Annotated in this window: 14 protein-coding genes; 7 read left to right on the forward strand and 7 right to left on the reverse strand. The window is 67.8% G+C overall.

Features of this window, described 5'->3' with window-relative positions:
* Positions 1-23: 23 nt before the first annotated feature.
* Positions 24-818, forward strand: a complete 795-nt coding sequence (locus tag SPI01S_RS07600; protein ID WP_066720572.1) for a GNAT family N-acetyltransferase — start codon at positions 24-26, stop codon at positions 816-818.
* Here SPI01S_RS07600 and SPI01S_RS07605 read toward each other — a convergent pair.
* From SPI01S_RS07605 to SPI01S_RS07635, 7 genes are read right to left on the reverse strand one after another with little or no spacing between them, the layout of a single operon-like run.
* Entirely contained in the window at positions 794-2,104 is a 1,311-nt protein-coding gene (locus SPI01S_RS07605) for a hypothetical protein (RefSeq protein WP_066720574.1), read from the reverse strand. The genes SPI01S_RS07600 and SPI01S_RS07605 overlap by 25 nt on opposite strands.
* Entirely contained in the window at positions 2,091-3,176 is a 1,086-nt protein-coding gene (locus SPI01S_RS07610) for a type III PLP-dependent enzyme domain-containing protein (protein ID WP_066720577.1), read from the reverse strand. Before SPI01S_RS07610 ends, SPI01S_RS07605 begins: the two co-directional genes overlap by 14 nt.
* The gene (locus SPI01S_RS07615; protein ID WP_066720582.1) at positions 3,176-3,892 is read right to left on the reverse strand and encodes a 2OG-Fe(II) oxygenase; all 717 of its coding nucleotides are present in this window, start codon (positions 3,890-3,892) and stop codon (positions 3,176-3,178) included. The genes SPI01S_RS07610 and SPI01S_RS07615 overlap by 1 nt, the downstream gene beginning before the upstream one ends.
* Positions 3,889-5,787, reverse strand: a complete 1,899-nt coding sequence (locus SPI01S_RS07620) for a B12-binding domain-containing radical SAM protein (protein ID WP_066720585.1) — start codon at positions 5,785-5,787, stop codon at positions 3,889-3,891. Before SPI01S_RS07620 ends, SPI01S_RS07615 begins: the two co-directional genes overlap by 4 nt.
* Entirely contained in the window at positions 5,780-7,192 is a 1,413-nt protein-coding gene (locus SPI01S_RS07625; protein WP_218017582.1) for an ABC transporter substrate-binding protein, read from the reverse strand. The genes SPI01S_RS07620 and SPI01S_RS07625 overlap by 8 nt, the downstream gene beginning before the upstream one ends.
* On the reverse strand, positions 7,189-8,220 hold the full coding sequence (locus SPI01S_RS07630; RefSeq protein WP_084253318.1) for a ThiF family adenylyltransferase: 1,032 nt from the start codon (positions 8,218-8,220) through the stop codon (positions 7,189-7,191). Before SPI01S_RS07630 ends, SPI01S_RS07625 begins: the two co-directional genes overlap by 4 nt.
* Positions 8,221-8,226: 6 nt before the next feature.
* Complete coding sequence (locus SPI01S_RS07635; protein ID WP_066720594.1) at positions 8,227-8,463, reverse strand: hypothetical protein; 237 nt, start codon at positions 8,461-8,463, stop codon at positions 8,227-8,229.
* A 280-nt stretch (positions 8,464-8,743) separates the two neighbouring features.
* Here SPI01S_RS07635 and SPI01S_RS07640 point away from each other — a divergent pair, with 280 nt between their 5' ends.
* The 6 genes from SPI01S_RS07640 to SPI01S_RS07665 all read left to right on the forward strand — a co-directional run bounded on the left by SPI01S_RS07640 (position 8,744) and on the right by SPI01S_RS07665 (position 24,741).
* Complete coding sequence (locus SPI01S_RS07640) at positions 8,744-9,505, forward strand: hypothetical protein (protein ID WP_157084597.1); 762 nt, start codon at positions 8,744-8,746, stop codon at positions 9,503-9,505.
* Positions 9,506-9,553: 48 nt separating this feature from the next.
* Positions 9,554-9,982: a hypothetical protein gene (locus SPI01S_RS07645; RefSeq protein ID WP_066720602.1), complete on the forward strand. Its 429-nt coding sequence runs from the start codon at positions 9,554-9,556 to the stop codon at positions 9,980-9,982.
* A complete protein-coding gene (locus SPI01S_RS07650; protein WP_066720605.1) occupies positions 9,979-10,473 on the forward strand; it encodes a hypothetical protein in 495 nt (164 codons plus the stop codon). Before SPI01S_RS07645 ends, SPI01S_RS07650 begins: the two co-directional genes overlap by 4 nt.
* Positions 10,470-20,441 carry a hypothetical protein gene (locus SPI01S_RS07655; protein WP_066720608.1) on the forward strand — a complete coding sequence of 3,324 codons (9,972 nt, stop codon included), beginning with the start codon at positions 10,470-10,472 and terminating at the stop codon, positions 20,439-20,441. Before SPI01S_RS07650 ends, SPI01S_RS07655 begins: the two co-directional genes overlap by 4 nt.
* Before the next feature lie 202 nt (positions 20,442-20,643).
* Positions 20,644-21,462: a GDSL-type esterase/lipase family protein gene (locus SPI01S_RS07660; RefSeq protein WP_157084598.1), complete on the forward strand. Its 819-nt coding sequence runs from the start codon at positions 20,644-20,646 to the stop codon at positions 21,460-21,462.
* A 213-nt stretch (positions 21,463-21,675) separates the two neighbouring features.
* The gene (locus SPI01S_RS07665) at positions 21,676-24,741 is read left to right on the forward strand and encodes a TonB-dependent receptor (protein ID WP_066720611.1); all 3,066 of its coding nucleotides are present in this window, start codon (positions 21,676-21,678) and stop codon (positions 24,739-24,741) included.
* The last annotated feature ends 70 nt before the right edge of the window (positions 24,742-24,811 follow it).

Here is a 24,811-nt window from a genome sequence, read left to right on the forward strand (position 1 = left end):
TTTTATAGCGGTAGTCCAATCCGATGAACCTCAATGATGTCATCGCCATAGAAAGTATACCTGATCGTTCGATCTGCGTATACGAAGCCGAGAACGGCTACACGGTTTTCAGGGCGCCGCAATTTCCTACCTATTATACAGGGAACGGCATTTCTATCGAGCGCGCGGGCCCCTCCCTCGCCGAATGGGAAGCGATACATGCGCGCCACTTTCCTGTCGATCGCTACGATCATCGGACTTTCTTTTTCGACGACAGCGACGAATTCTTGCCGCTGACGGCTGCCGCCAAGGCCCATAACTATCACTGCTCGCATGAGAGCTTCCTGCATCTCGCGCACGCACCCGCAGCCGCGCCTCCGCCGCCCGCCGGTCTCGTCCTGCGCCGGATCGAGACCGAGGCCGATTGGCAGGAGATGCGACGCTTCGACGACGAGCAGAGCAACGAGGAGGATTGGTACGTCGAAGGCGAGACCGAGCTTTTCGACAAGGATCGGCTCGTGGCGCGGGCCATCGCGATGCGATGGGACTATTTCGCGGACGCCGGGACCGGGCAGATGCGGGCCAAGGTGGGCAGCTTCGTACACCAGGGCGTCGTCAGCCTGCAGGACGTGATGACCGATCGGACGATGCGCCGGCAGGGCATCGCCACTGCCCTGCTGCAGACGGTGATCGAGGACTATCGAAGCGCGGGGATCGAGCATTTTACCCTCTGCGCCGACAGGGACGAGGACGCGATCCGCATCTATCGCCGGCTCGGTTTCAACGAACTGGGCAGCAAGATCGTCATGATGACCTATCCGGGCGCCGAAACCGACTGACCCACCAGATCCTGTTCTCGCGCCCATGCCATGGTGCGCTGCAGGAGCGTGTCGATGGTTTCGGTCGGAAGGTCGGCCATCGCGATCCGCAGGCCCTCGCGGTCGTGCCACACGTCGCTATATTCATCGATCGCGACGAAATCGAAGCCGAAACTGGCCGCACGTCGGACGGGGACGCCTGCCTCGCGCAGCCGTGCGATCAGTGGCTCGACCAGCCGGCGTGCATCCGCCCGATCCGCCAGCCCCGGGGGGAAGAGCGTGCAGAAGAGCCCGTGCGCGTAGGGCTGCAGCAGCTCCGCCCGGAACCCGGAGTCGAGAAGCCCGCGGACGAAGTGCCGCATGTTCGCCATGGTCCGCGAAAGCTTGCGCCGTGTCAGAGCCCTGTAGCTCGGATGCGCGACAAAGGGCGGCAGCGCGATCGGGACGGCGGCGGCGCCGGTGAGGCGGACAGCGTCGCGCGTCCCCAGCGCCAGGCGCTGGAACAGTTCGATGGCCGTTCTTCTTCGCACGCCGCGCGGCAGCACGAACACGGCCGAGCCGAGGCGGCCATATTCGATCCCGAGCATGTCCAGCTTCAGGTGGCTGCGGACGAGAACGAGCGGCACGCCTTCGCGATCGGCCCAGGCGAGTACGCGGTCGATCCGGCCGGAGCTGGCGGCGAAGCAGGTGGTATCGAAGATGGCGAGATCGATCGGCCCCAGGTTGCGCGCGGGTGCCGGATCGAACCAGCGGGTCGGCGCGAAGGAATCGATCAGCAATATGTTCGCGGCGTTCGGCAGCGGTGGCGCGGGCGCGATCGCGACGCCGTCGGAAAGCAGTCGCAGCTGGGGAAAGTAGGCGCGGACCAGCATCGCGGTTTCGAAATAGGCCCCGTCGCCCATATGGATGTTCGCAGCGTCCGCGGCACGCGAGAGGCTGAGCATCACCGCGGTGATGGCCGACATGCCCGAGCCGGCATAGCTGGTCCATGTGAAGGGTTGCGGCGCGCCGCGCGCCACCGCGTCGTAAATCGGCGGTCCGGTGACGATTTCGTCGAACCGTTGATAGGAATAGCGGATGGCAAAGGGCGCACAGTCCAGCGCATCATCGTGCCAGTGGCTTTCCGTGGTCGCCCAGGCACCCCGCGCATGCTGCGCCCGCAGCAGCGCGGCAAGGTGGAACTTGCCTTCGATCGGCGACTCGAGCCCGCCCAGCGCGGGCGGCGGCGGCGGCGGCTGGTCCAGCATGTCGCGGAGCAGGTTGGTCTCGTCGCGCTTGCGCGCCGACCAGGCCTCAAGCGTTTCCATGGATCACCACGTTCGCCGCCGGAATACCGTTGAAGCCGTGGTTCCAGGCCGCCGAATAGCCGTCCACGTTGCCCAGCAGAACGAACCCCGGCGGCAGCATGTCGGGTTGCGCCGTGCCCTCGGGCACTTCGAACGCGCCCAGCATGTCCCCCTCGTGGCAGGTAGGTCCGACGAGCAACACGCGCCCCGGCGGCAGGCCGTTGGCGTGCAACGGCACGACGTCGCTCCAGCGCAGGTGACAGTCGCTCGAAAGGTCGAGCGTGACACGGTGCACGCCCGGCGCGAGCGGCTCGACGGCGAGGATGCGTCCCAGGGCGTGCCCCGCACCGATGAACCAGTGGCTGCCGGGTTCGATCAGGATCGTCGTCTCGCCGGGGAGATGCGTACGCAGCAGGGCGAGGGCTGCCCCGATCCTGTCGGCCTTGTACGGCCCGAGCCCGCCGCCAAGGTTGAGATAGCGGAGCGGGCGCCCCTCGCCCAGCCGGCTGAGCGACAGGCCGGTCGCGACGATTTCCTCCAGCGTCCGCTTGCCCTGCCGATGGCAGTGCAATGCGCCGAACCGCGGATCGGAAGTGACGCGCGCGAAGCCGGGGGAGCCCGGCAGCACGCCGAAACGGGACTGCCACGGCGCCGCCGCCTCGGCCTCTTCCCCTTGCGACGATATCCTCAGCCCGAGCACCATCTCGCCTTCCGGCACCAGGTCGAGTTGGCCAGCGCCGTCGAGATAGACGACGTCGACATTCGCATCGCCAAGAATTTCCGCGCCCGCGGGGCCGCTTATCGACAGAAAGGCGGGCGTCGTTCCCACCGCGGCGGCGGCCGCACGCACGGCGCCCAGCTCCGCCTTGTTCGCCACATCGAAACCGACTCCCTCTTCGGACATCAGTTGGAGGAGCCATGGCGCCCCGCAGGCCTTCACCGCGAAGAGAAAGCGGCAGCCATGCAGCGGCTCGAACCGCCGCAGGCGTCGCACGCGGGTGCGGATCGCCGCGGCATCATAGAGCAGGCACGGGCGTTCATAGGTTCGCACCAGCGGCCCGATCGCGCGGACGAGAGATTCCGGAACGGGCATCAGGATGCGGCCCGGAAGGCGAGGCTGATCGTCTCGCGCCCGGGCTCGGCGCGTTGCCAGGGGCTTACCCAGTGGCGGCAGTCCGGATGGATCGGGATGAGCGCGGCATGGTTGAACCGCGGCGGGTGGATCGTCTCGATGCCCGCCTCGTTGCAGAAATGCAGCAGCCCGCCCGATCGGGCGTCGCAATCATCCAGATACAGTACGAAGGCCAGGCTCCGTCCGTCATAATGATCGGTGTGCGGCGCGATGAAGTCACCCTCGCCATAGCGGGCAAGCTCGCAGCCGACGCGCCCGTCCAGCCGAATGCCGACGATGGCCGAGGCCCAGTCGCGCAACTCCGGTTCGACGAGCGCCGCGCGCGCAAAGCGCATCAGGGCACGGCGGTGCGCCGCGGCCATGATTCCCTCGGGCGGAATCAATGCACCGATCGGGCGCAGCACGAAGTGGCTGCTGAATCGCTCCCCCGGCGTGGCGGCAGCCCAGGCCTCGGGTGTCGCTTCGCTGGTCGTGTTGCCCGGCACGTCGATGTGCCGGCTGTGGGTCCAGCATCGGTGCGCGTGCAGGGCTGCCCGCAAATGGGCCGCCTCCTCCTGCGGCAGGACGTTGGCGAGCGTGAAGATGCTGCGCGGGCGCGCGGCATACCACGCGGCAAGGTCCGCGGCTGCGGCCTCGGCGGCGGGGGCAAGCCAGGATCGGGACGCGGTGATGGTCACGGGGCCACCGCCGGCTCGAGCACCCCCATCCGCACCAGGGCCTGCCACAGCGCCGTGCCGACCTCCTCGCCGCCGGCCAGATCGAAAAAGGCACGCTGGTCGAAGGCAGCGCCGTTGAGCCGCGTCGTCAGCGCCAGGATCCCGCGCGGGCCGGACCAGCCGCGATGCTTGCGCCAGTTGAAGAGCTGTACCCCCTCGTCCGCCACGGCGATGTCGATGTCCGCCTCGGCAACGCGGAACAGTCTTTCCGGCGTCCTCGCCGGCAGGGCCCGCCGCACCGCCTCCCCTGCCCGCGCGGCGTTCACCTCCGCCGCGAATGCGCGATAGGCGCTGATGGCGGCACGGCGCTCGGTGTCGGTCATCGCCATGTCGCATGCGCCGAGATGGTTGGCGGTGAACTCGGCCTGGCCGGTGGTCGCCGCCCCGCCCCCCAGGGTCAGCCCGAACGCGCCCGGGTCGCGGCCGACCTCCGAGGAGCGGGTCGCCTCGAACGGGAATACCGTGACGTTGGCAAGGCAATGCTGCACGCCGCGAAGAACGTCCAGCGCGGCCATCGCCTCCGCATGGGTGGTGCTCGGAAGGTCCGGGATCAGATTGACGTAGAGCTTGATTCCGGCCGCCGCCGCGCCCTCCAGAAACGCCAGGTTGCTCGCCTGCGTGGCTGCCTTGCGCACCAGGTGCAGGACGCGATCGGTCATCGTCTCAAGGCCGATGACGAGATGGTCGCAGCCGGACCGCGCCATCCAGTCGAAATGGTCCGGCGTGAAACGGTGATCGACCATCGCGAAGGAATTCCAGCGCACCTCCAAGCCGCGCTCGACGAGGAGCTTCGCGAACCGGAGCGAAAAGCCGGGTGCGATCGCCTCGGTGATCAGGGTGAAGTGATCGGCGCCGGTCGCCTTTTTCTGCTGCTCGATTTCATCGACCACCGCATCGGCCGTGCGCGCGCGGAAGGCGTGGCTCGCGCCGTAGAGCTCCACGAAGTCGCAATAGGTGCATTCCCCCCAATAGCAGCCCCGTGACTGCACGATGCCGAGTTCGGGCGCCTGCATGTCGCGGAGCAGCGCGGGATCATAGGCAGCCGGGGGCAGCTGGCGAAGGCTCGGGCCGGCCTTGAGCGGCGCATGGACGACGGCGCCGTCGCGCCCCCTCGCGCTCGCGTTCGGAACCTCGGCGGGCCGCCAGTCGCCCGACTGCGCCTGCCTCGCCAGCGCCAGCAGCGGGTCCTCGCCATCGAAGCGGACCACCGCGTCGACGGCCGGGAACGACTCGAGCAACAGGGCAAGGTCCTGCTCGGCGAGCAGGCTGAGCACCGGTCCGCCGCAGACGATCCGCACGTCCGGGCGAAGCCGCCGCAAATGGCCGGCCAGCGCGAGGGCCGGAGCGAGCTGCGGCCCCATGGCAATGGTGAGCCCGAACAACACGACTTCGGGATCCGCGAATTCCACCGCCGGGACCCGCGCGTAAAAGGCTTCATAGAAGGCGAGCTGCGACGCGACGGGCCCATGCCGGGCAGCGATCGCATCGATCGCGCAGTCGATATTGAGGGGCTTGGCGAGCTCGTGCAGCAGGAAGCCCGGCCCGTCCGGGTTGGCGAAATCATGGCGTCCCGCCGAATCGAACAGGCGCGCCCGATTCTTGGCGAGCAGTCGCGCCGCGACCGCCGGCATGGCCGTCGTCGCGATCCGCGGCCCCTCGGCGAAGAAGCCGCCGGCGCCGGCCTCCGCGAGGAACGCAGGGGTGATCAGATCCAGCGCCAGCGCCGTGTTCAGATCCACCTGGCTCGCGCTGACTCCATGCTCGGCGAGCCAGGCGGCAAGCACCGCGCTGGCCGGGTAATAGCGTCCGAACCCGCTGCTCACCGTCGGCGGGAAGATAAGGCAGACGTCAGCCACGGCCCCTCCTGATCGATGCATAATCGGGCAAGCCGCCGGGCAGCATCGGGACGATCCAGTCCCGGGCGACGAGCTGGCAGATGCGGGTCCGGCACAGCGGGATCACCGGCATGGACTGCATCAACAGCTTCGCCGCCTTGGTCATGGCGCAACGACGCAGCGTCCGATCCACGATCGCTTCGGCAGCGGCGAAGGCGGTGAGAAATGCTGGCGTCGCCGCCGGCAGATGCGGCAGCGCCCCCGCGGTCGCGAACGGCAGAAGGGTTGCGGCGGGATCGGCGAAGGCCGGCGGCAGAATGGCGTAGGCGAGCTCATATTCGCCTGCGGCAAGGGCGCCGACATAGGCGGAATAATCGAGACGGCGCAGCGTCACCCGCAGTGGAAGCGCGCGCTCGATCTGCCGGGCGACCTCGGCGAGCAAGGCGCCGTTCGGCGGGAAATCGGCATAGACGATCTCGAGCCGGCGCGGCGGCCGCACGACCCCGGCCCAGGCTGCGCGCGCGGCCGAGGGATGGGCCGCGGGCGCCACGTCCCCTCCGTCCCAGAGGCTTGCGAGGTCATGCCAGGGCGCGACCACCGGCGCGAGCTGCTCGGCGAGGGCATTTCGGTCGACCGCCAGCGACAGCGCGTGGCGCGCGGCAGGATCGGCGAATGCCGGGACGCGCCCGGCGTTGGGCAGCAACTGCCCGCCGAGCGTCGAACTGCTGACGTGCAGCGCCGGAGCGAGCGCCGGATCACCGGCGCTGCCATGCGGAAAGGTCGTCCCGCAGCTCAATTGGATCCGCCCCTGCAGGAACAGCCGGATGCCCTGCTCGGGGCTGTCGGTGCGCAGCAGGCTCAGCCACTCGGGACCCGGTCGGCCGGCGCGTGGACTCGGCCCGTTCCGGTGCAGCAGCAGGCCGCGCAGGCCGGGCAAGACCTTCGCCACGCGATAGGGACCCGAACCGATGGTCGGATCCGGGGCGCGCGGAGCGAAGGCGGAGACCGTCAACAGTTCGCGCACATAGCCGATCGGACGCGTGGTACGAAGCGCGAGACGGTACGGGCTAGGGGCGGCGACGTCCTCGATCGCATCGGCGAGCCAGCGCCGCGCGCCGCGCCGCGCAAGGGTTCGGATGGCATCGACGACATGGTCGGCGCGGATTTCCGTGCCGTCCGCGAAATAGCGGTCTCTGGCCAGATCGATCGTCCAGTCCAGCCCGTCGGCCCGCCATCCCGTCGCCAGTCCCTCCAGCCCGTCGGCCCGGAACAGGGTGTCGTGCAACAGCCCCGAGATGCCGTCCGCCACGAAGTCGTAGACATCGACGGGATCCACGCAGGGTTCCAGCACGTCGATCTCGCAGACGAACGGCTCTTCCGGATCCGCGATCGCCTCCCGCAAGGCGTCGGGCGCAAGCACGTTCACGCGGCGCAGGCCCGGCACCGCACCGGCGCCGGCGCGGTGATCGTCATGGTCATGAGGTCGATCACGCGGCGGCCCGCCATTCCATCCGTCTCGCCGCCTTCGACCAGCCAGACGAGAACGTCCCGTGCCAGCAATCCCGCCACCACGGCGTTGGAGGGGCCGAAGGAATAGGGGGAATGCACCTGGGGTAAGGTGCTCGCCCAGTCCTGCTCTCCGGCGGCGGAAGCATCCGCGCAGCCATGGCAGGGGCAGCCGGATGCCGGGTAGATCGGGCCCCAATAGCCGCGCTCCAGGCCCACCGCGGCGCTCGTCCAGGCCATGCCGGCGGCACCGGCAAACTCCGCGACGATCGCTTCGATGCGCCCGACCGGCGTGTCGGCGGCGCAAACGAGCAGGTCTGCGTTCCAGCCTTCCAGGCAGGCCAGGTCCGCGGGTGCGGTGACCATCCGCGGCGCCCGCTCGATCCGGACCGCCGGATAGGCGGCGGCGATGGCGCCGGCCGCGGCCTCGGTCTTCGCGCGGCCGAAATCGGCGGGGCCAAACAGATATTGGCGGTTCAGGTTGCTCGGCTCGACCCGATCGCCGTCGATCAGGAAGAAATTGCCGACCCCGGCGCCTGCGAGATGGCGCAGTATCTCGGAACCGATGCCGCCGACGCCGAGAATGGCGACGCGCGCACCGGCGAGCCGGGCGCGTGCCGCCGCCACGTCCTGGCCGTGCAGCGCCAGCCAGCCGCAGTTCCGCGAGAGCGTCTCTGCTTCCGCCCCATCATCCCCGATCATCAGGAACTGACAGTCGCGCAAGTTCCGCACGATGGCCGCGCCAAGACGTTGCGGAACACCGGGCAGCCAGTGCGACAGCAGCGGCGACTCCCCGATGCGCCGAACCAGCGCGGCGCCGAAGGGACCACATTCGACCCGCAGCGCACGTCGTTCGCTCAGAAAGATCACGGCGGGCTCCGCATGAATGACGGAGATGGCAGCCGACAACGCCAACATTTCCACATCCTGCGGAGCCCTGGTCACCATGATGTTCTAGCTGCGCACGGAAACGATGACGAAGTCCCCGAGATCGACGCGCTTGAAGATGATTTCGAGATCCTCATCCTCTTCCTGCTCGTTGACCAGGCCCTGCGCCTTTGAGCGGATGAACTGCGCGGTATCTTGCAGAAGTTTTGCCAGGTCCTCATCCTCGACACCACTGATCTCAACCCGCAGTGGCGGACGTCCGGATACCATTTCAAATTCGTTGTCATCACTCGAGTCGGTCATTTTGCTTCCCCTTGGTACAGAGTAAGAGCGCGCTAGGCCATTAATGACGCAACGACGAGGACAGCCTTCGCCCGCATGATCATTACTATGCGATTCCAGTTGCGCGGCGCAAGCACTTGGATCATAAATAACGTATCGGGGCGGGAATTATATCGACTCGCAGTTTCTACGGTCGATAACGGCCATTGCCGATTTCCGCGCTTATTATACGAATCAGACACAACCATTTAAGATGCTTTTTTCGGGCACGTAACTTCAGCTTCGGAGGGGAGAGGGGGCTTTGTCGCGCGTATACATGTTCAATATGGTGGGACGGGATCGCTATAGCACGAGCGTTCGCATCATCGTGAACAATGACGGTGCGGCGCCCTACCAGATCCTCAACACCTATCCGTCGATCAACTTCGTGCCGTTCTCCACGTCGGGCGCACTCCTCGGGGGCAGCCAGCCGGCGGGAAACGCGTTCATCGACAGCAACCAGATCCTGACGAGCGATTCCTCGGGCGGCCCGTGCAATCGGTTCGATGCGGTGGCGACGCCGGCGGCCCAGGGGGATCTGCTCGCCTTCGTCAGCCTGACCGATATCGCCCTCTACAGCCAGGCAGGCATTTTCCTGGCGGCCTATGCGCCGAGCACGGACGCGTGCCGGGAGCCGGACACGCACGACACGCCCGCGGCAACCGCCGGCACGGTCTATGTCTTCAACATCTTCAGCGAGGAGCTGTGCGTTTCCAGCAATGGCGGCGCCGTCGGGAGCATCCCCGGCTGGAGCGACGGATCGGGCCCCGTGCCGATCTACACCCCCAGCGTCCAGCCGGCGCAGCGGGTGCTCAACGCCTCCCAGGGGCCCGGCAACTTCGCCAACGGGAACAACGCCATCGAGCTCGACGGGCCGGAGGGCCTGGGCCGCTTCACCCTGTGGATCGACGGCGATCGCTTTCCGCTCAACCAGAGCCTGCTGCTTTTCATCGCATTAGACCATTGGCGGCTGACCACCACGTACGGCGTCGTGGCGGCCGAAGGTCCGGTGTCGCGAACGTGAAGAAACCGCAGGCCCGTCAGTATTCTTGTTCAAACAGAGGAGCACGTCATGTTCAACGACCCCAAGACCGCCGCCGGCAATGTCTATGTGTTCAACGTCTTCAGCCAGGACCTGACCCTGGCGACCAACGGATTGTCCGTCGCGGGCAGCATCATCCCCGCCTGGACGATGTCCGGAACCGACAAATATCAGCCGAACGTGCAACCCGTACCCCGCAAGCTCAATGCGAGCGATGGTCCGGGCAACTTCTTCAACGGCACCAACGCACTTTCGATCAATTGGCTTGACGGCCTCTTCATCGCCTCGGTTCCGATCAATGGCGCGGCATTTCCGATGAATGAGGACATTCTTCTGTTCATCGAACGGAACAAGTGGCAGCTCGTCAGCCAATTCGGCGTGTTTATCAGCTCGGGCGACGTCCTTGCGGCGGGTACGCTTCGCGAAGCGCTGGGCTATGAGCTTGCGGCGAAGGATTGATCACGCTCCGCGGCCGACGCCCGTGGCAAAGCACGGACGTCGGCAGGTCGGCGCTGGGTACCGATGCGAGCAAGGCCGGCCAGGTCCTCGTCTTCAACTTCTTCTCGGAGCCGTTGGCGTTGAGCGTCAACGGATGCCGCGTGGCGGAGATAGACGCCTGGAATAGCGGACAGGTCGGCACGCAGTTCCAGCCTGCGGGCACGGCGATCCTTCGGACGATCGATCCAGACCAGCGCGGTTCGTTCTTCAACGGAACCAACCAGATCATCGTCAACTGGATGGGTGAGCTCTTCACCTTCAACGTCAGGATCGACGGTGCGCAATATCCGCTGGTGGAAGACCTCGCGCTGATGGTCCTGCGGGGAAGCTACGCGCTGGTGGATGCCTTTGGCGCGACCATCGCGTCCGGCCTGCTCGAACAGGCGACGGGGGTGGGCGAGGTCGAGTTCTCGGCCCTGCCTCCACCGGGAGATCCAGGAGAACAGGGATGACGGAGATGGCCGACTCCTCGCTGCTATTCACCCAGCTCGTGCCGGGCACGCCGCTGTACCGGACCGATCCTGCGCCGGCAGCCGATGCGCCGCAGCTGCTCTATGCGCTGGTCGGAAAACCGGCGGATGCCCCGGACAAGCTCACCGCCGACCAGGCCTGGTCCGATTGGAGCGGCGCGTTCCTGTTTCTCCCGCCGGCCGCCGTGATCGAGGATCCCGCGGGTCTGGTCGCCGCGCTCGACGCGCTTCTCGACACGCGCATCCCCTACCGGCAATGGCTCCTCTGGCTGGCAGCGGGCGATGCCGCGGCCGTGGCGGCCGGCGTGCCGATGGTCACGATCAACAAGGCCGCCGGCGCCGGCAACGGCAATGTCGCGGCCCCGACGAGCCTGCCCTTCGCCAACCTTGCCGTCCAGCTGTCCGCGCAACTCGCCGTGCAGCCGGATCTGGATGGACCGGTGCCCGGCCTCAGGCTTGTTCCCAGCCAGCCGGCAGGGACGACGATCGTCCTCCAGCAACCGGCCACCGGCGCTTCGGTGCAGATGCCGAACGACGAGGAACTCGCGCTTCCCCTTGCGGGCACGCAACTCGGCCTGCTGTGCCTGCCCCTGCGCGGGGACGCGGGGTTGTTCTATCAGCTCTTTGCCCCGGGGGATGGCAGCGAGATACCGCCCGCCTCTGCCGAATGCCGCTTCTTCTACGGCGGCGAGACATCGCCGTGCCAGCTCCGCTTCCCCTTCCTTCTCGGCGCCGTGCCCGACCCGGCGCCACCGCAGGCGTCGCTGTTGCCGCTGCGCGTGACGATCGATCCGCTGGCACCTGCCGACATCGCGCGGACCCGCTTCGCCTTCGATCTCGCGGGCTACGGCGGCGGCGGTCCGGCGCTGCCGGTAAGCACGGCATTGCGCACCACCGCCGGGACCCCGCTCAGCTTGACGCCGCAGGCAGGCGCCGGTTTCGGGCTTGGGCTCCGGCCCGACGGCGCGGGCGGCAAGGCGGCGTACCTCACCCCCGCAGGCGACTACACCCTCGGCCAAGCGACCGCCGCCGGCGACCTCGCGGCCAATCCCCCGCTGGCGAACGGCGCGATCGAACTGATGTGCGGCGTGTACGGCAGCGAGTTCCTGCTGCTGGCGGACGGCGACGCGATCCGTTTCGTCGGCAGCGACGCGGCCTTCGCGCAGGACTTCACGCCGCAACCATCGGCCAGGGCCGCGCAGGACGGCGAACCAGGTCCGCTCGGCGATGCGTATCTCACCGGCTGGGCCGGCGTGGTCCCGGGCGCCAACACGGACAAGACCTTCCCGAACGCCATCAAGCAGAGCTACTGCGCCCAGGCCTCCGGCGCGGTCTATTATGCCACCCAGCCGGGCACCGACCTGCCGCTGCCGATGGCAGTCGGCGCGCGCATCGCCGACCTCTCCAGCCCCGATGCCGGCCAGCGGCTGCCGATCGCGCCCTATGGCCTCGTCTTCCACAGCGACGATGTGGTCGTGAACCCGAACGAAGGCACGTCCGCGGCCGACATCGTCGACTTCGATGCCACCATCTTGTCGCGCGCCCGCTTCGCCTCGCTCGCGCCCGATCGGTGCCTCGGCCCGCTCTTCTTCGACATGGCACAACTCGAGGCGCTGGCAGGCGGCTATGTGCGCACCCCGCAGGGCATGCTCGTCGGCCTCAACGACGGGGACCTGGGCGGACCGCAGCCCGCAGGCACGTGGAAAAGCCTGCTGCTCGCGCGCAGCCCCCAGACGCCCCAGCAACTGCTGCAGTTCCGGGCAGCGACGTCGCCCTCCGGCTGCTCGGCCGGGAGCGATCCCTACCTGGTGGTCAGTCCCTATCTGTCAACGGCGCTGATGGAGCCGGCGGCGGTGCTGTTCGTGGCCCGGCCCGACCTGCTCGGCACTTTCGACAATCAGATCCAGCTCGGCGAATTCCCGATCCGGATCGCCGTGGCGAACGGCGACGACAGCGACGATCCCCTCAATCCGCTCGGCACCAATTGCGTCCTGCTCTTCAAGTTCGCGACCGGGCGCTCGGTCGCCGACCTCGCCACCGATCCTTCCGGCTGGGGCAGCGTCGAGTTTCTGACCGGCGATGCCGCCGCGGTCACCCGTATCTCGTCGCAGGTCCATGCCTATATCGAGCAGGCGCGAACGGAGAGCGCGGCCGCGCAAAAGGCGGAGGCCTACGACTATTTCGCCGACTTCCTGGCGCGTGTCGACGATCCGGCGTGGACGGGCACCCTCGCCCTGAACCCCGAGCTCGACCAAGGATCGCTACCGGCCGACATCCAGATGCTGCTGTGCGGCATGCGCGACGGCGACGGGCTTCGCTGCCATCATTTCGGCATCACGGCCAACACGGCGCCCGCCACCGGCTCCCCCGCCGATGCCATCGACAACAGCGCGCTGTTCGGCCTCGTCCACTACAACGCCGAGCTCGACACGGAGGTCGCGACGCCGTTCGACTTTCAGACGCTGCGGCTGAATGCGTTGTTCGACAACAGCGTGATCAAGCATTTCGACTCGCGCATCGCCATGTCCCTCGCCACGGTGCTCGGCAATCCCGCGCGGCTGGCGACGGCGGGCGAAAACGACGTTCCCGAAACCAACACGATCGAGATCGACGGCGTGCTGCAGGTGGCGGACGGAGTCACCCGCGTGGTGTTCGTGACCAAGGAGCCGCGCCTCTTCGCCATGCCGAAGACGGGCAATGCGTATCGCGTCCTTGCCCGACAATCGGTCACCCAGGCAGGACTGGCGCCGGTCGCCGTCGGCGGCAACGACGCGGAAGGGACAGACGCCACCGTCACCGTCACCGCGCGATTCACGCTCGACGGCGCATTCGGCTTCAACCCTCGAAAGCTTTCATCGGGCGCCGATGCCGATCTCTTTTCCTACGGCATCGACGACGACGCGAGCGGCGGGCTTGGCTATAGCGGCTATGCGCTCACCATGGTCAGCCAGGTCCCGGCAAAGGGCAAGACGCCGCCGCCGATCATCACTCCCCCGCCGGGGACGATCATGCAGCTCGATTCGGACATCGGCTCGCCCCGTGCGCAGAGCCTGATGGCAACGCTGCCGCTGAAGGTGACCGGCTTCGCGACGGCGATGCCCGGCGCGGCGCATGTCACCCAGGTGACCGGGATCGGCCTCGACGCGGTGGTGCCGGTCTATGCCCTTGCGACGGAACTGGTGATGGGCACGCTCGGCGCACTTTCGGATGCGGGGCCGCTCGAGGGCCAGCTGCTGCTGGGCTGGGTACCCGGCGGCAACGACCAGACCCCGGACAAGGTGGGCGCGCTGCTGGCGCCCCCGCCCTCGATGCTCGGCGGCAACTTCAAGCTGCAGGGCGTCATTTCCTCCACCTATGGCCCGGTCGAGATCCTGCGGCCGACGCTGAACGGCAGCGATGTCTATGTGCTCGTGCTGCACGACGTGCAGTTCATGCTGGGGGTCTTCGGCCTCTACGACCAGTCGATGGGCGAGCGCTCGCTGACCTTCTTCGGCGAGCCCGGCGCCGCGTCGAGCGGCGTCGCAGCGGACGATGACGACACGGTTTCGCTCTCCTGGTTCCTGGGCAAGCCGGATCTGGACGCGCAGGAGGCACGGCGCCCGGCCCGACCGACCGCGCTGACCAGCACCACGCCGCTGCTTGCATTCACCCCGGCCGTCTATGTGCTCGCCGGCATCAAGGTGACCTACGATCAGGAGGCTTCGTCGATCGTCGACGAGATCGTGGCAAATCTCGCGCAGGTGCCGCTCTCGACCAAGGCTTCGCTCGACGCGATCCTATCGGGCAGCACCGCCATCCCGATCAACTATGATCCCGATGCCGGCGTGACGGTGGCGGTCGATCTCGAATTCGGGCCGGTCACGTTCAAGTTCGTCTTCTGCGACCCCTATGTCTATGGCGGCTACCTGGCGATCGAGAAGTCCGACGACAATGGCGAAAAGGGCGGAGGCGGCAGCACAGGCGTTCCGGCGCGGAACAGGGCCGCCGAACCGGAGCCCGAGAAAAAGGGCATCCTTTCCAGCCTCAGCGGCTTCGTTCTCGAAATCGCCTACCGCAAGATATCGGATGGCCTGGGCGCATGGTCCGCCAGCTTCACGATCACCGGCCATATCGGCACCGACGACTATTACCTGCAGCTGCCCACGGTCGGCCTGGTCATCTACACGAACAGCGATTTCCGCGTCGACATCGGCTGGCCATTCGTCCCCGAGGGCGGCGGGCCGCAGCCGATCGCGGTACAGTTTCAGGTCGAGGGCATTCCCTTGCGGGCATCGGCGGGCCTGTATCTCGCCAAGCTGCGATCGGCGGATGCGCCGCAGACGCTGGGCAACGATTTCGCGCTGATCTGGCGGTTCGGGCTCGGCCTCTCGTTCGGCGTGAACAAGGAGGGTTCCCGCGGGCCGATGAGCTACAACGCGGGGGTTATCGCCTTCCTTACCTTCGAAGGCTTCCTGGCATCGACCAGCGGCCACATGACCGAGGACGGCGTCGATTATAAATGGTTCGCCGGGCAGCTGGGCGCCAAGGCCTATTTCGGTGGCGAGATCGACCTCAAGATCATCATGGCCGGCCTCTCCGCATCCGCGACCCTGGTGCTGCAGGTCGCCTATGAAACCAATCATGCGACATTGATCCGGCTCGCCTTCAGGCTTTCCGTCGCGGTCGAATTCCGCTTCCTGTTCTTCAAGGTCTCCTTCAGCTTCGATGCCGATATCGACGTGCTGCCGCCGCTCCACATCGGCTCCGGGCCGCCCGCCTCGATCGACGGCCCGGATCCCGTCCCCGCACGCCTTCTCGTCGCCCGCGATGCCGCGGTGCCGGCGCCGCGCCCCTTCAAGCATATCGATGTGCAGCTGTTGACGGGGCATGCCGCAGCCGACGACCGGATCGTCGTGCCGCTGTGGTTCGTCCTCCAGCCGACATTGGTGAACACCGGGAACGGCGCCGCGCCCCAGGCGATCGCGACGTTGATGATCAGCATCAAGCCCGCGGGGGCCGAACTCGACGATTTCTCCCGCTTCGCAACCGCGCTCGTCGGCTGGCTCGTCGCCGACTATGGCGGCCAGGGCGCACTCGCCGACCAGCTCGCCGCCGTTGCGGCTGCGCTCGCGTCGGGCAGCGTCGACGACGCCGTCGATGCCTTCCTCCAGGACAACTTCACCTTCGTCATCGCGGCCGCCGGGGCCCTCGGCGCCGAAGCCAATTTCGTCGCCTTCCCGATGCTCAGCCCGCTGGTGCTCCGCTACAACGGCACCGACATTCCCTTCGGCGCGCCGCCGGTACCCGCCGGCTACCCGGCCGCCCTGCGCGCGTATTTCCAGCAACTGTCGCCGCGGCTGAAGGCGCTGCCGGCCAACCTTGCCGCCGCCGCGGCGGGGCCGTCGGCGGCCGATCTCATCTGCAGCGACATGATCGTGCTGATCGCAAAGCAGATCGTCGCGCAGCTGCAGGACATCGCGAAGGACAATCCGGCCGACACGCTGCAACAGGCGCTGCAGGCGCTCGGCCCGAACGGCTTCGCCAATGTCGCGGGACTGGCATCGCGGTTCGCCTATCACGGCGTGCGCCTGCCGACCCCCGGCAGCGAGCCGTTCGGATGCACGCTGGAGGGCATGTATGCCCTGACCGGCCAGCAGGTCCCGCTCGTCCAGGTCGCAGGCGTCTGGCAGACCAGCTTCACGCTCGGCCTCGCCACCGGCGCGAGCGCCACCTGGATCTCCTTCGGGCCCGACCCGCAGGTCCAATCGGTCACCGATGTGCTCGACCCCAATCTGGTTCTCACCCAGCCGGTCGTGCCCGCCTGGCTCACCACCGGCGGCGGACTGCAGCCGCTGCCGCCCGTCCGGGAGGAAACCAGCCTCTTCTATCTGGGCCAGCCCCTCGCCTGGACCACGCCGACCGGCGCCGCGTCGATCCTGCCCTTCGGGGACCAGCTCGCGCGGCGGCTGGCCGCGTTCACCGCCGCCGGCGGCACCGGCGCGACCGCGACGGTCCAGCAAGTCACGGCGGCACCCGCCCGGTCGGTGGAGGCGAAGTTCGCCGACGTCGCCCCCCTCCCCGCGCAGGCGGCGCTGTTCGTCCCCATCGCCCTACGACAGGTGACGCCGCCGGGCGCCAGCAAGCCGCTCGACTCCGTCTTCGAACTGGCGGGCACCGACAACGCCACGCGCGCGCTGCTGGAGATGCTGGTCCGCACCAGCCCCGGCCAGGCCACCCTGTCCTTCCTTCTCGCCAGCGGCGGCGCTGCGTACCAGGCACCGGCCAAGGCCGCCCAGATCGTTCTGTTCAAAGCCAATCTATCGACGTTGAACGAGCCGCCGACACTCGGCGCCGATGGCCGCATCATGCTGGCGACGGATCAGCCTCCCGTCAGCGCAACGCCCGCGGACGTCGCCGCCTTCCTCACCCTCATATGGGAGGAATCGGTCGTCCATAGCGGCGGCTTCTACCTCTATCTGCCCGGCGTGGCGGCGAGCGCGTTCAGCGGCGGCCAGGCGCCGGCCGCAGTGGTCGTCCAGTCGCCCGTACCGGCGGCAAGCCCGGTCCCGCTCGCCGGCTGGTGCAACACCATGGTGCTGACGCCGCCGCCGAGCGCCAACGCCGGCGCGATCGCGATCACGGTGGCGGATGCGGACGGACCATGGTCGCAGACCAATCCCAATCACGACGCCGGGCTGGCGGGCTTCGAGGTGCTCTGGCCGCAGCCGCCCGCCCAGCCCGCGATCGACGGCACGTCCACGCCTGTGCAGAAGGCTGCCTATGCGGAGGCGCTGTACAGTCTCCTCCAGTATCGCGTCACCGCCCTCTCCGGCACCGCCGCCTTCGCTGCGACCCTGCCTTCCCGCTGGAGCCTGCCGGTCGGGCCCAACCAGAAGGACGCCGGGAGCGACTGGCACTTCTCGAGCACGATCGCGTCGGCTGCGCTGCTGGGCGCCGACAATCGCTACGCCGGCGTGGGGACGAGCATCACGTTCGGCGTCACCCTGCTCGATCTGTACGGCAACCAGCTGCCGTCCGAGCAGGATGTCGCGGCGCCGATCGTCTACAACGACCCGCTGCTGGGGCTGGACCAATGGCCCGGCGCGCGCGGCTATTACGCTTTCTCCGCGGGTGCGACCGACAAGGTCGTGCTGTCGCTCGCGGTGGATTTCGATCCCAAGCGGCTCGGCACGGGGGCGCAGGATTCCGCCGATCCGGCGGTCTTGCGCAGCGCCTGCTCGGCCTATCGGAACGTGCTCGACCAGCTCACCGATCCCCTTCAGGCGGGCAAAGCCGGCGCCGGGGCCAGCCTGCGCACCGTGTTCGCAACGCAGCCGCTGACCGAGGCCGAGGGTGGCGTTTCGCTGAACGACGCGCTCACGGCCTGGGTCTCCAGCGTGATCGCCTGGCTGGACGCAGCGGCCGGAGGCACGCCGCCGCCCGTGCCGGCGACCCTGATCCTGGATTTCGCGCTCGCACCGTCGGCACCGGCGTCGCTGCCGTCGGACCTGACGCCGCTCACCGTTTCGCTGGTCTTCGCACGCGATCCCGCGACGGTGGTCCCCGAAATCGCCGCGAGCTTGCCGGGCGTGCTGCGCGTCAGCTCGACGCTCGGCGCCGCGACGAGCCTCGACCCCACGGCCTTTGCCGGTCCCGCCTCGGGTCCGGACATGCAGCTCACCGCCTTTGCCCAGGCATTCGAGAATGCGTGGTATGGATTCGACGGCGGCAACGCCCAGCTCAAGCTTGCGCAAGGGCTCACCGGGCGGGCGGGCGCGGCCTCGGCGCCCGCATCCGCCGAGCTCTGGTTCGTCCGCGTCGGGGCGAACGCCGGGATCGGCATCACCGTGCCCAACGCCGGTAAACCCGGCGCCGACCAGCTGCCCGTCACCTTCGCGCCGCCGCCGCTTTCGACGATGCTGATCTCCCGGTCGGTTCAGGTCCGCTCCTATGCGGCGCACTGGACGGGCGACGGCAGCGACGTCGTGCTGCCGGACCGGGACAACGCATTCGTCGACATCGACATGACCGCGTGGGCCTTTGCCTTCCTCGCCGCGATGGAGGCGTTGTTCACGCCGGAAATGGGCGCGGCGATCGCCACGCTTGATCCGGACCGCTATGCCTCGATCGCCGATCACAAGCAGACGCTCGCGGGCGTGATCGCGTCCACCTTGGCGCCGGTCCTGCTGGTTCCCGGCCAGACGCCGTCGGACGCCGGGGCCATCGAACGCTTCCGCCAGGCACTGCTGAACAATCTCAGCAGCGCCTATGCCCTTTCCGCGATCGTCGACGTCCCCACGGAGATCGCGCTCGCCGGCGTGGACGAGCCGTCGGCGCCGCCCAACCTCTACGGGCATCCCGCCGGTCCCGGACTCCAGGGCGCGAGCGGCGGACAGCCGTTCAGCCTGTCGCCGGCCAGCATCGTGCTGAAAACCGGGACGTCGAACCTCGTCTACCTGGTTTCCTCCCGGCAGGCAGACGCCCGCGCGTGGCTGGACACGCCGCTTACCTACGAAGCGGCGTTCCTCGAGCATGATTTCGATCCGGCCGGCAAGCTGTTCGGCTATGAGCCGTCTTCGTGGCTGAGTTTCATCGTTCCGGATTTCCTGCCACAGCGGCCGGCGGCTACTCGGCCGCTCAGCATTCCACTCGGCCGCAACGCCATTCCGTTGCCGCTGCGGGTCTTTCCGCCGATGCCGGCGATCAGCGCACAGGGCGCGGTACTGCCAGCGGCCCCGGCGACGCTCGCCGATGCGCTGACCTGGTCGTACCGCTGCACGGTGGCGACGCCGCAGGCCGCGCAGGATTCGCTGTTGCTGTCGCTGATGCTCAACGACTCCCCGGCGGCACCGGCGGCGCGCGCGGCGGCACGCTTGGCCGAAGCCGTCGCCGGCGACGATCCGCCGCGGCCCGATCCTGCGGACCTGTTCGAGGCGCTGGCGCGCTTCAGCTTCGAATATCCGCAAATCGAACCCTATCTGGCGGCGGTTCCGGCCGCGGCCTTCTCCGGCGGCGATGCGAAGGTGGCGCGCAAGGCGCTGGAGCGTCTCGATACGCTGATCGCCGGTGCCGTGCTGCGCTGGGCCAGCTGGATCAACCCGGCGCTGGTCCCGCCTACCGCGCGCGGATCCTACGGGGACCCGTTGCCGCCGGTCGACCGCGCCACCTGGGCCTATACCGTGGATTTCAGCCAATGGCCGAACCTCGTCGTGGCGCGCATGCCCATCGGCATCGCGCTGCCGCCCTGGCCGCAAATCGCCGGCTTCACGACACCGACCGGAAGCGGGCGTACCGCGACCTACCTGCCCCAGGGCAAGCCCGCGCAGGGCGCGCCGCTTACCTTCACCTTCGCCGACCTGCCGACGACCGCCGCCCAGAGCGCGCACGTCAAGGCAAGCGTGACCCGCAACGCCAATCTGGTTCCCCCGGGCATGCCCGCCGGAACCGCCGTCAACCGCGCCTTCGTCTATTGCACGCCCGAGGTGACCGCCAAGGATCCGGTCCTGCCCTTGCTAGACCTGCCATCGCAGCCGTTCGCGGTCGGCGGGGATGCGCCGAACCTGTCCGCGGCGATCGACGCCTTCCTCGCCCCGTTCCTGGCCCAGACGTCGCTGGCCGGGCTGACCGTCCGGCAAATCCAGTTCGAAGTCGGCGGCGCCTACTGGTTCACCCTGGCACAGGGGGATCGAGACGAGACCATCCGGAGCGGCAACTGGATTTTCCTTGCCCAGAACACCGTGTCGATCCCGCCCGCCCTGTCCGTCGGCGCGATTTCCGCCGCGGATTTCCAGCAGAAGTTGGTCGAGACGCTCGTCGGGTGGCACGGCGGGATGCAGCCGAGCGATGCCGGCGCCTCGATCCGGCTCCCCGTCACGCTGTACGGGATGATCACCCAAGGGCTCGTGCCGCTGGTACGCCTCGGCATGGTGGAGATCGCCGTGCCGCACGCCAACCCCGGCTGGTGGTCGTGAGGGGCGCGGATCGCGTAGCGGCGGGTCGACCTTCGCTTCGGCCCGCCCGGGGGAGGTCCCGAGTCTAGGCTGTAAAGCGTACCGCCGTCGCCTGCTGGCAACCAGGCGTCGGCATCGAACCAGGCAGGCTTCCAGCGCGGAAAACCGCTTTCATCGATGAATTGCCGCTGCGATAGGCATGGCGATCCCCGGGAGAACGACCATGCCCCAGCACCGCACGCGCCTGCGCGCCGCCGCCGGCCTTATCGCGGCCGCACTGCTGCTCACCGCCGCCGCCGAGCCAGACCCGGCCTACCGCTCCAGCCCGGAGCGGCGCACGATCGACGATTCGCGCGACTGGGGTCGCTGGCTCGGGCCGTTCCGCGCCAAGCTGGTCCCCAGCATGATGCAGGATTTCGGCGAGCGCTATCTCTACGCCGCCGCCAATGCCGCGCTGCCGCCGCCGAAAAAGGGCGAGGACCGCGTCGTTTTCCTCGGCGACTCGATCACGGACGGCTGGGACCTGGCGAAGAGCTTTCCGGGCAAGCCGTACGTCAACCGCGGCATCGGCAGCCAGGTGACCGCCCAGATGCTGGTGCGCTTCGAGCAGGACGTGGTGGCGCTCCACCCCCGCGCCGTCGTCATCCTCGCCGGGGTGAACGACGTGACCGGCTTCCTCCAGGTCGAGAGCCCCGAATCGATCGTCGCCAATATCGAGGCGATGGCGGACATCGCCAGCGCCCATGACATCGCCGTGGTGCTGTGCGCGATCCTGCCGGTGAACAACTATACCGAGGCCGCCCGGTCGGTGGTGCAGGAACGCAAGCCCGAGGAACTGCGGGCGATCAACACCCGCCTCCGCGCGCTGGCGGCGCGCCGCGGCTTCGCCTTTGCCGATTATGACGCGGCGCTCGCGGATGCGGCCGGGCTTATGGGCGCGTCCTTTACGCGCGACGGCGTCCATCCGCTCGCCGCCGGCTATGCCCGCATGGCACCCGTGGCGGCCCGCGCCATCACCGCAGCGTTGCACCGAAATCGTTAAAGCACTGACTTTGCGCCAAATTGACCTGTTAACGCTAACCAGGTTTTATTCGTGAACCATAGTTTCACATAATTGTTGCGATAAATCGGATGCGATGGTAGCGCAAACATCGGATGCCCGGGATCACACCGGCACCGCCGTGTGGCCGCCCTTTGATGAAGCGCCCCGGCTTTATCATCTGCACCGAGCGCACCGCGCCGAGGGAGGGGACTAGTGACCAACCGCTTCACATCATCTTCGCATGAGTCGTCGATCACCGCATGGCTGCGCGCCGGCGCTTCGCTGGCAACGTTGTCACTGCTGAGCCTGCCGGGCGCTGCGCTCGCGCAGACCGCCGCAGCCGCGCCGCAGGGCAGCGAAACCGCGACCCAGACCGACGACGCACAGGCCGACGCCACCCAGGACATCGTCGTCACCGGCATCCGCGCCTCGCTGCAGAGCGCGCGCAACCGCAAGCGCGACGCCGAACAGGTCGTCGATTCGATCACCGCGCAGGACATCGGCGCCCTGCCCGACCGCTCGGTCTCCGAAGCGCTGCAGCGCGTGCCGGGCATCACGCTCCAGCGCACCAACGAGAATCGCGACCCGGCGCGCCTGTCGTCCGAAGGCGGCGGCGTCTTCGTCCGCGGCCTGTCCTGGGTCCGTTCGGAGCTGAACGGCCGCGACGTCTTCTCGGCGAACAACGGCCGCGGCCTGTCGTTCGAGGACGTGTCGTCGGACCTGCTGGTCGGCGTCGACGTGTTCAAGAACCCCTCGGCCGACCTGGTCGAAGGCGGCATCGGCGGCATCGTCAACCTGCGCACCCGCAAGCCGTTCGATGCGCCGGGCTATGTCTTCGCGCTCTCGGGCGACGTCAACTATGCCGATCTGCGCAAGAAGGCCTATTGGTCGGGCAACGGGCTTGCCAGCGGCCGCTGGAACACGCCGCTCGGCGAGATGGGCCTGCTGCTCAGCTACTCGATCAACAACATCGGCAACCGCACGGACAGCATCTCCAACGGCCGCTATGACCGCGGCACGCTGGCGACCGCGCAGGACGGCCTGGCTGCGGGCACCAATGTCTACATCCCGGCCAACATGGGTCTGCGCCGGATCGACTGGCAGCAGAAGCGCACCGCGTTCGACGGCTCGTTCCAGTGGAAGCCGAGCGACACGCTGACCTTCACCGCCGAGGCGCTGATCGCCCAGGCGACGCCGCGCGACATCGAATATGCGATCGGCGACAACGGCACCCCGCCGACCGACGATGCCTCGTACAAGTTCGGCCCGAACCGCGAGCTCGTCTCCGGCGTCATCGCCAACCGCCAGCTCAACCTCGACACCCGCTCGGGCTATCAGCGCAAGCGCACCCAGGACTTCTCGGGCAACCTGCGCTGGACGCCCGACACGCACTGGACCGTCAGCGGCGACCTGCAATATGTGAAGTCGACGGCGCAGGTGAGCAGCATGACCGCGTTCACCCAGACCAACACGCCGGCCACCTTCGACTTCAACTTTGCCGGAGACGATCCCAAGCTGGTGATCCGGCCGACCGCTTCGAACGGTTCGCTGACCAACCAGAGCGACTATTGGTGGGCCGCGGCGATGGACCATCTCGAAGACAATGAAGCGCATGAATGGTCGGGCCGCGCCGACGTCGAATACAAGTTCGACAGCGGCTTCCTGCGCTCGCTCAAGGTGGGCGGCCGCTATACCGACCGCAACGCGATCACCCGCCAGACCGGCTACAACTGGGCCGAGCTGTCTGCACAATATTGGGATCCCGGCTCGCCCGTGTATCTGAACCAGAGCGGGTTTGCGGCGACCAACCCGCCCACCGGCTTTGCGGGCGGTGCGCAGAATGGCGGCCTGCCGAGCCAGTCGGAGCTGATCAGCTACAACAACTTCTTCCGCGGCAAGGTCGCGGCTCCGGGCGCCGGCTTCTGGTTCCCGGCGGCCAGCCTCGTGCAGAACAGCCCGACCGTGGCGTATGATTCCTACCTGAAATATGTGAGCAAGGGCTGGAGGCCGTATAACAGCGACGTCAGCATCTCAGGCCTGTCCGGCGGCGGCGTCAACGACCAGACCGAGCGCACCTATGCCGGCTATCTGGTCGCCCGCTTCGGCATGGACACGAGCCCGATCGGCCATTTCGACGGCAATATCGGCGTCCGCGTGATCCGTACCGAGATCTCGGCGGTGGGCTCCGGCGCGTCGCTGCCCTCCTTCCCCAGCGGCACCTGCGTTCCGGGCACCACGATCGTCGGCGGCCCGCGCGACGGCCAGCCGACGACCGCCGCCGACTGCGCGACCTTTGCATCGGCACAGGCGTTCGCACAGGGCTCGCTGGGCGTGCGCACCAGCGCCAGCAACTCGTACACGGACGTGCTGCCGACGCTGAACCTGCGCTTCTTCCTGAAGGACAATCTCCAGCTCCGCCTCGCGGCGGGCAAGGCGATCTCGCGTCCGACGTTCGCGCAGCTCAACCCCTATGTGCAGCTGGGCTACAACTTCGCGAGCACGCCGAACGCGGCGGTCGCGACGGGCACCGGCATCAACGGTCGCCTGACGCCGTTCACGGGCACCGCCGGCAATCCTAACCTGAAGCCGACCCGCTCCAACCAGTTCGACGCCAGCCTCGAATGGTATTTCGGGCGGGCGAACAGCATCACGGTTGCCGGCTTCTACAAGGACATCAGCAACTACATCTTCGCCGGCACCACGGAGCGCCAGTTCACCAGCAACGGCCAGACGCTCACCTTCGACGTGACGCAGCTGACCAACGGCTCCAGCGGCAAGATCAAGGGCGTCGAGTTCAGCTACACGCAGTTCTTCGACATGCTGCCGGGCGCGCTTTCGGGCCTGGGCTTCCAGGGCAACTACACCATCGTCGATTCGTCGGGCGGCAGGAACACGGCGATCAACGTGTTCGACTCCAACCAGACCACCGGCGCGGGCAAGGAGCTGCCGCTCGAGGGCCTGTCGAAATACTCGTACAACGCAGCCCTGATCTACGAGAAGTACGGCATCTCGGCGCGCGCCGCGTACAACTGGCGCTCGAACTATCTGCTGACGACCTCGGCCGCGAACATCAACTTCCCGGTCTGGTCGGAATCCTACGGGCAGCTGGACGCTTCGATCCTCTACTCGATCAACAAGCATGTGAAGATCGGCGTGCAGGGCACCAACCTGCTCAACTCGCGCACCTTCCTCGACGTTGGCGATCCGGATCTCAAGCCGCGCTACAGCTGGACGGATACGGACCGGCGCTTCGCCTTCCTGGTCCGCTCGGTCTTCTAACTTCCTCCACCTCCGCCCCCGGCCGCCGCAAGGTTTCCGGGGGCGCATTTCATTGTCGGCCGAACCTGCC

This window comes from Sphingomonas pituitosa NBRC 102491 (assembly GCF_001598435.1).
GTDB classification, from domain to species: domain Bacteria; phylum Pseudomonadota; class Alphaproteobacteria; order Sphingomonadales; family Sphingomonadaceae; genus Sphingomonas; species Sphingomonas pituitosa.

Excerpts from the sequence above, each read along its gene's own strand:
- SPI01S_RS07600 (WP_066720572.1), top strand. The coding sequence starts at position 24 with ATGAACCTCAATGATGTCATCGCCATAGAAAGTATACCTGATCGTTCG.
- SPI01S_RS07605 (WP_066720574.1), bottom strand. The coding sequence starts at position 2,104 with ATGGAAACGCTTGAGGCCTGGTCGGCGCGCAAGCGCGACGAGACCAAC.
- SPI01S_RS07610 (WP_066720577.1), bottom strand. The coding sequence starts at position 3,176 with ATGCCCGTTCCGGAATCTCTCGTCCGCGCGATCGGGCCGCTGGTGCGA.
- SPI01S_RS07630 (WP_084253318.1), bottom strand. The coding sequence starts at position 8,220 with ATGGTGACCAGGGCTCCGCAGGATGTGGAAATGTTGGCGTTGTCGGCT.
- SPI01S_RS07635 (WP_066720594.1), bottom strand. The coding sequence starts at position 8,463 with ATGACCGACTCGAGTGATGACAACGAATTTGAAATGGTATCCGGACGT.
- SPI01S_RS07645 (WP_066720602.1), top strand. The coding sequence starts at position 9,554 with ATGTTCAACGACCCCAAGACCGCCGCCGGCAATGTCTATGTGTTCAAC.
- SPI01S_RS07655 (WP_066720608.1), top strand. The coding sequence starts at position 10,470 with ATGACGGAGATGGCCGACTCCTCGCTGCTATTCACCCAGCTCGTGCCG.
- SPI01S_RS07660 (WP_157084598.1), top strand. The coding sequence starts at position 20,644 with ATGCCCCAGCACCGCACGCGCCTGCGCGCCGCCGCCGGCCTTATCGCG.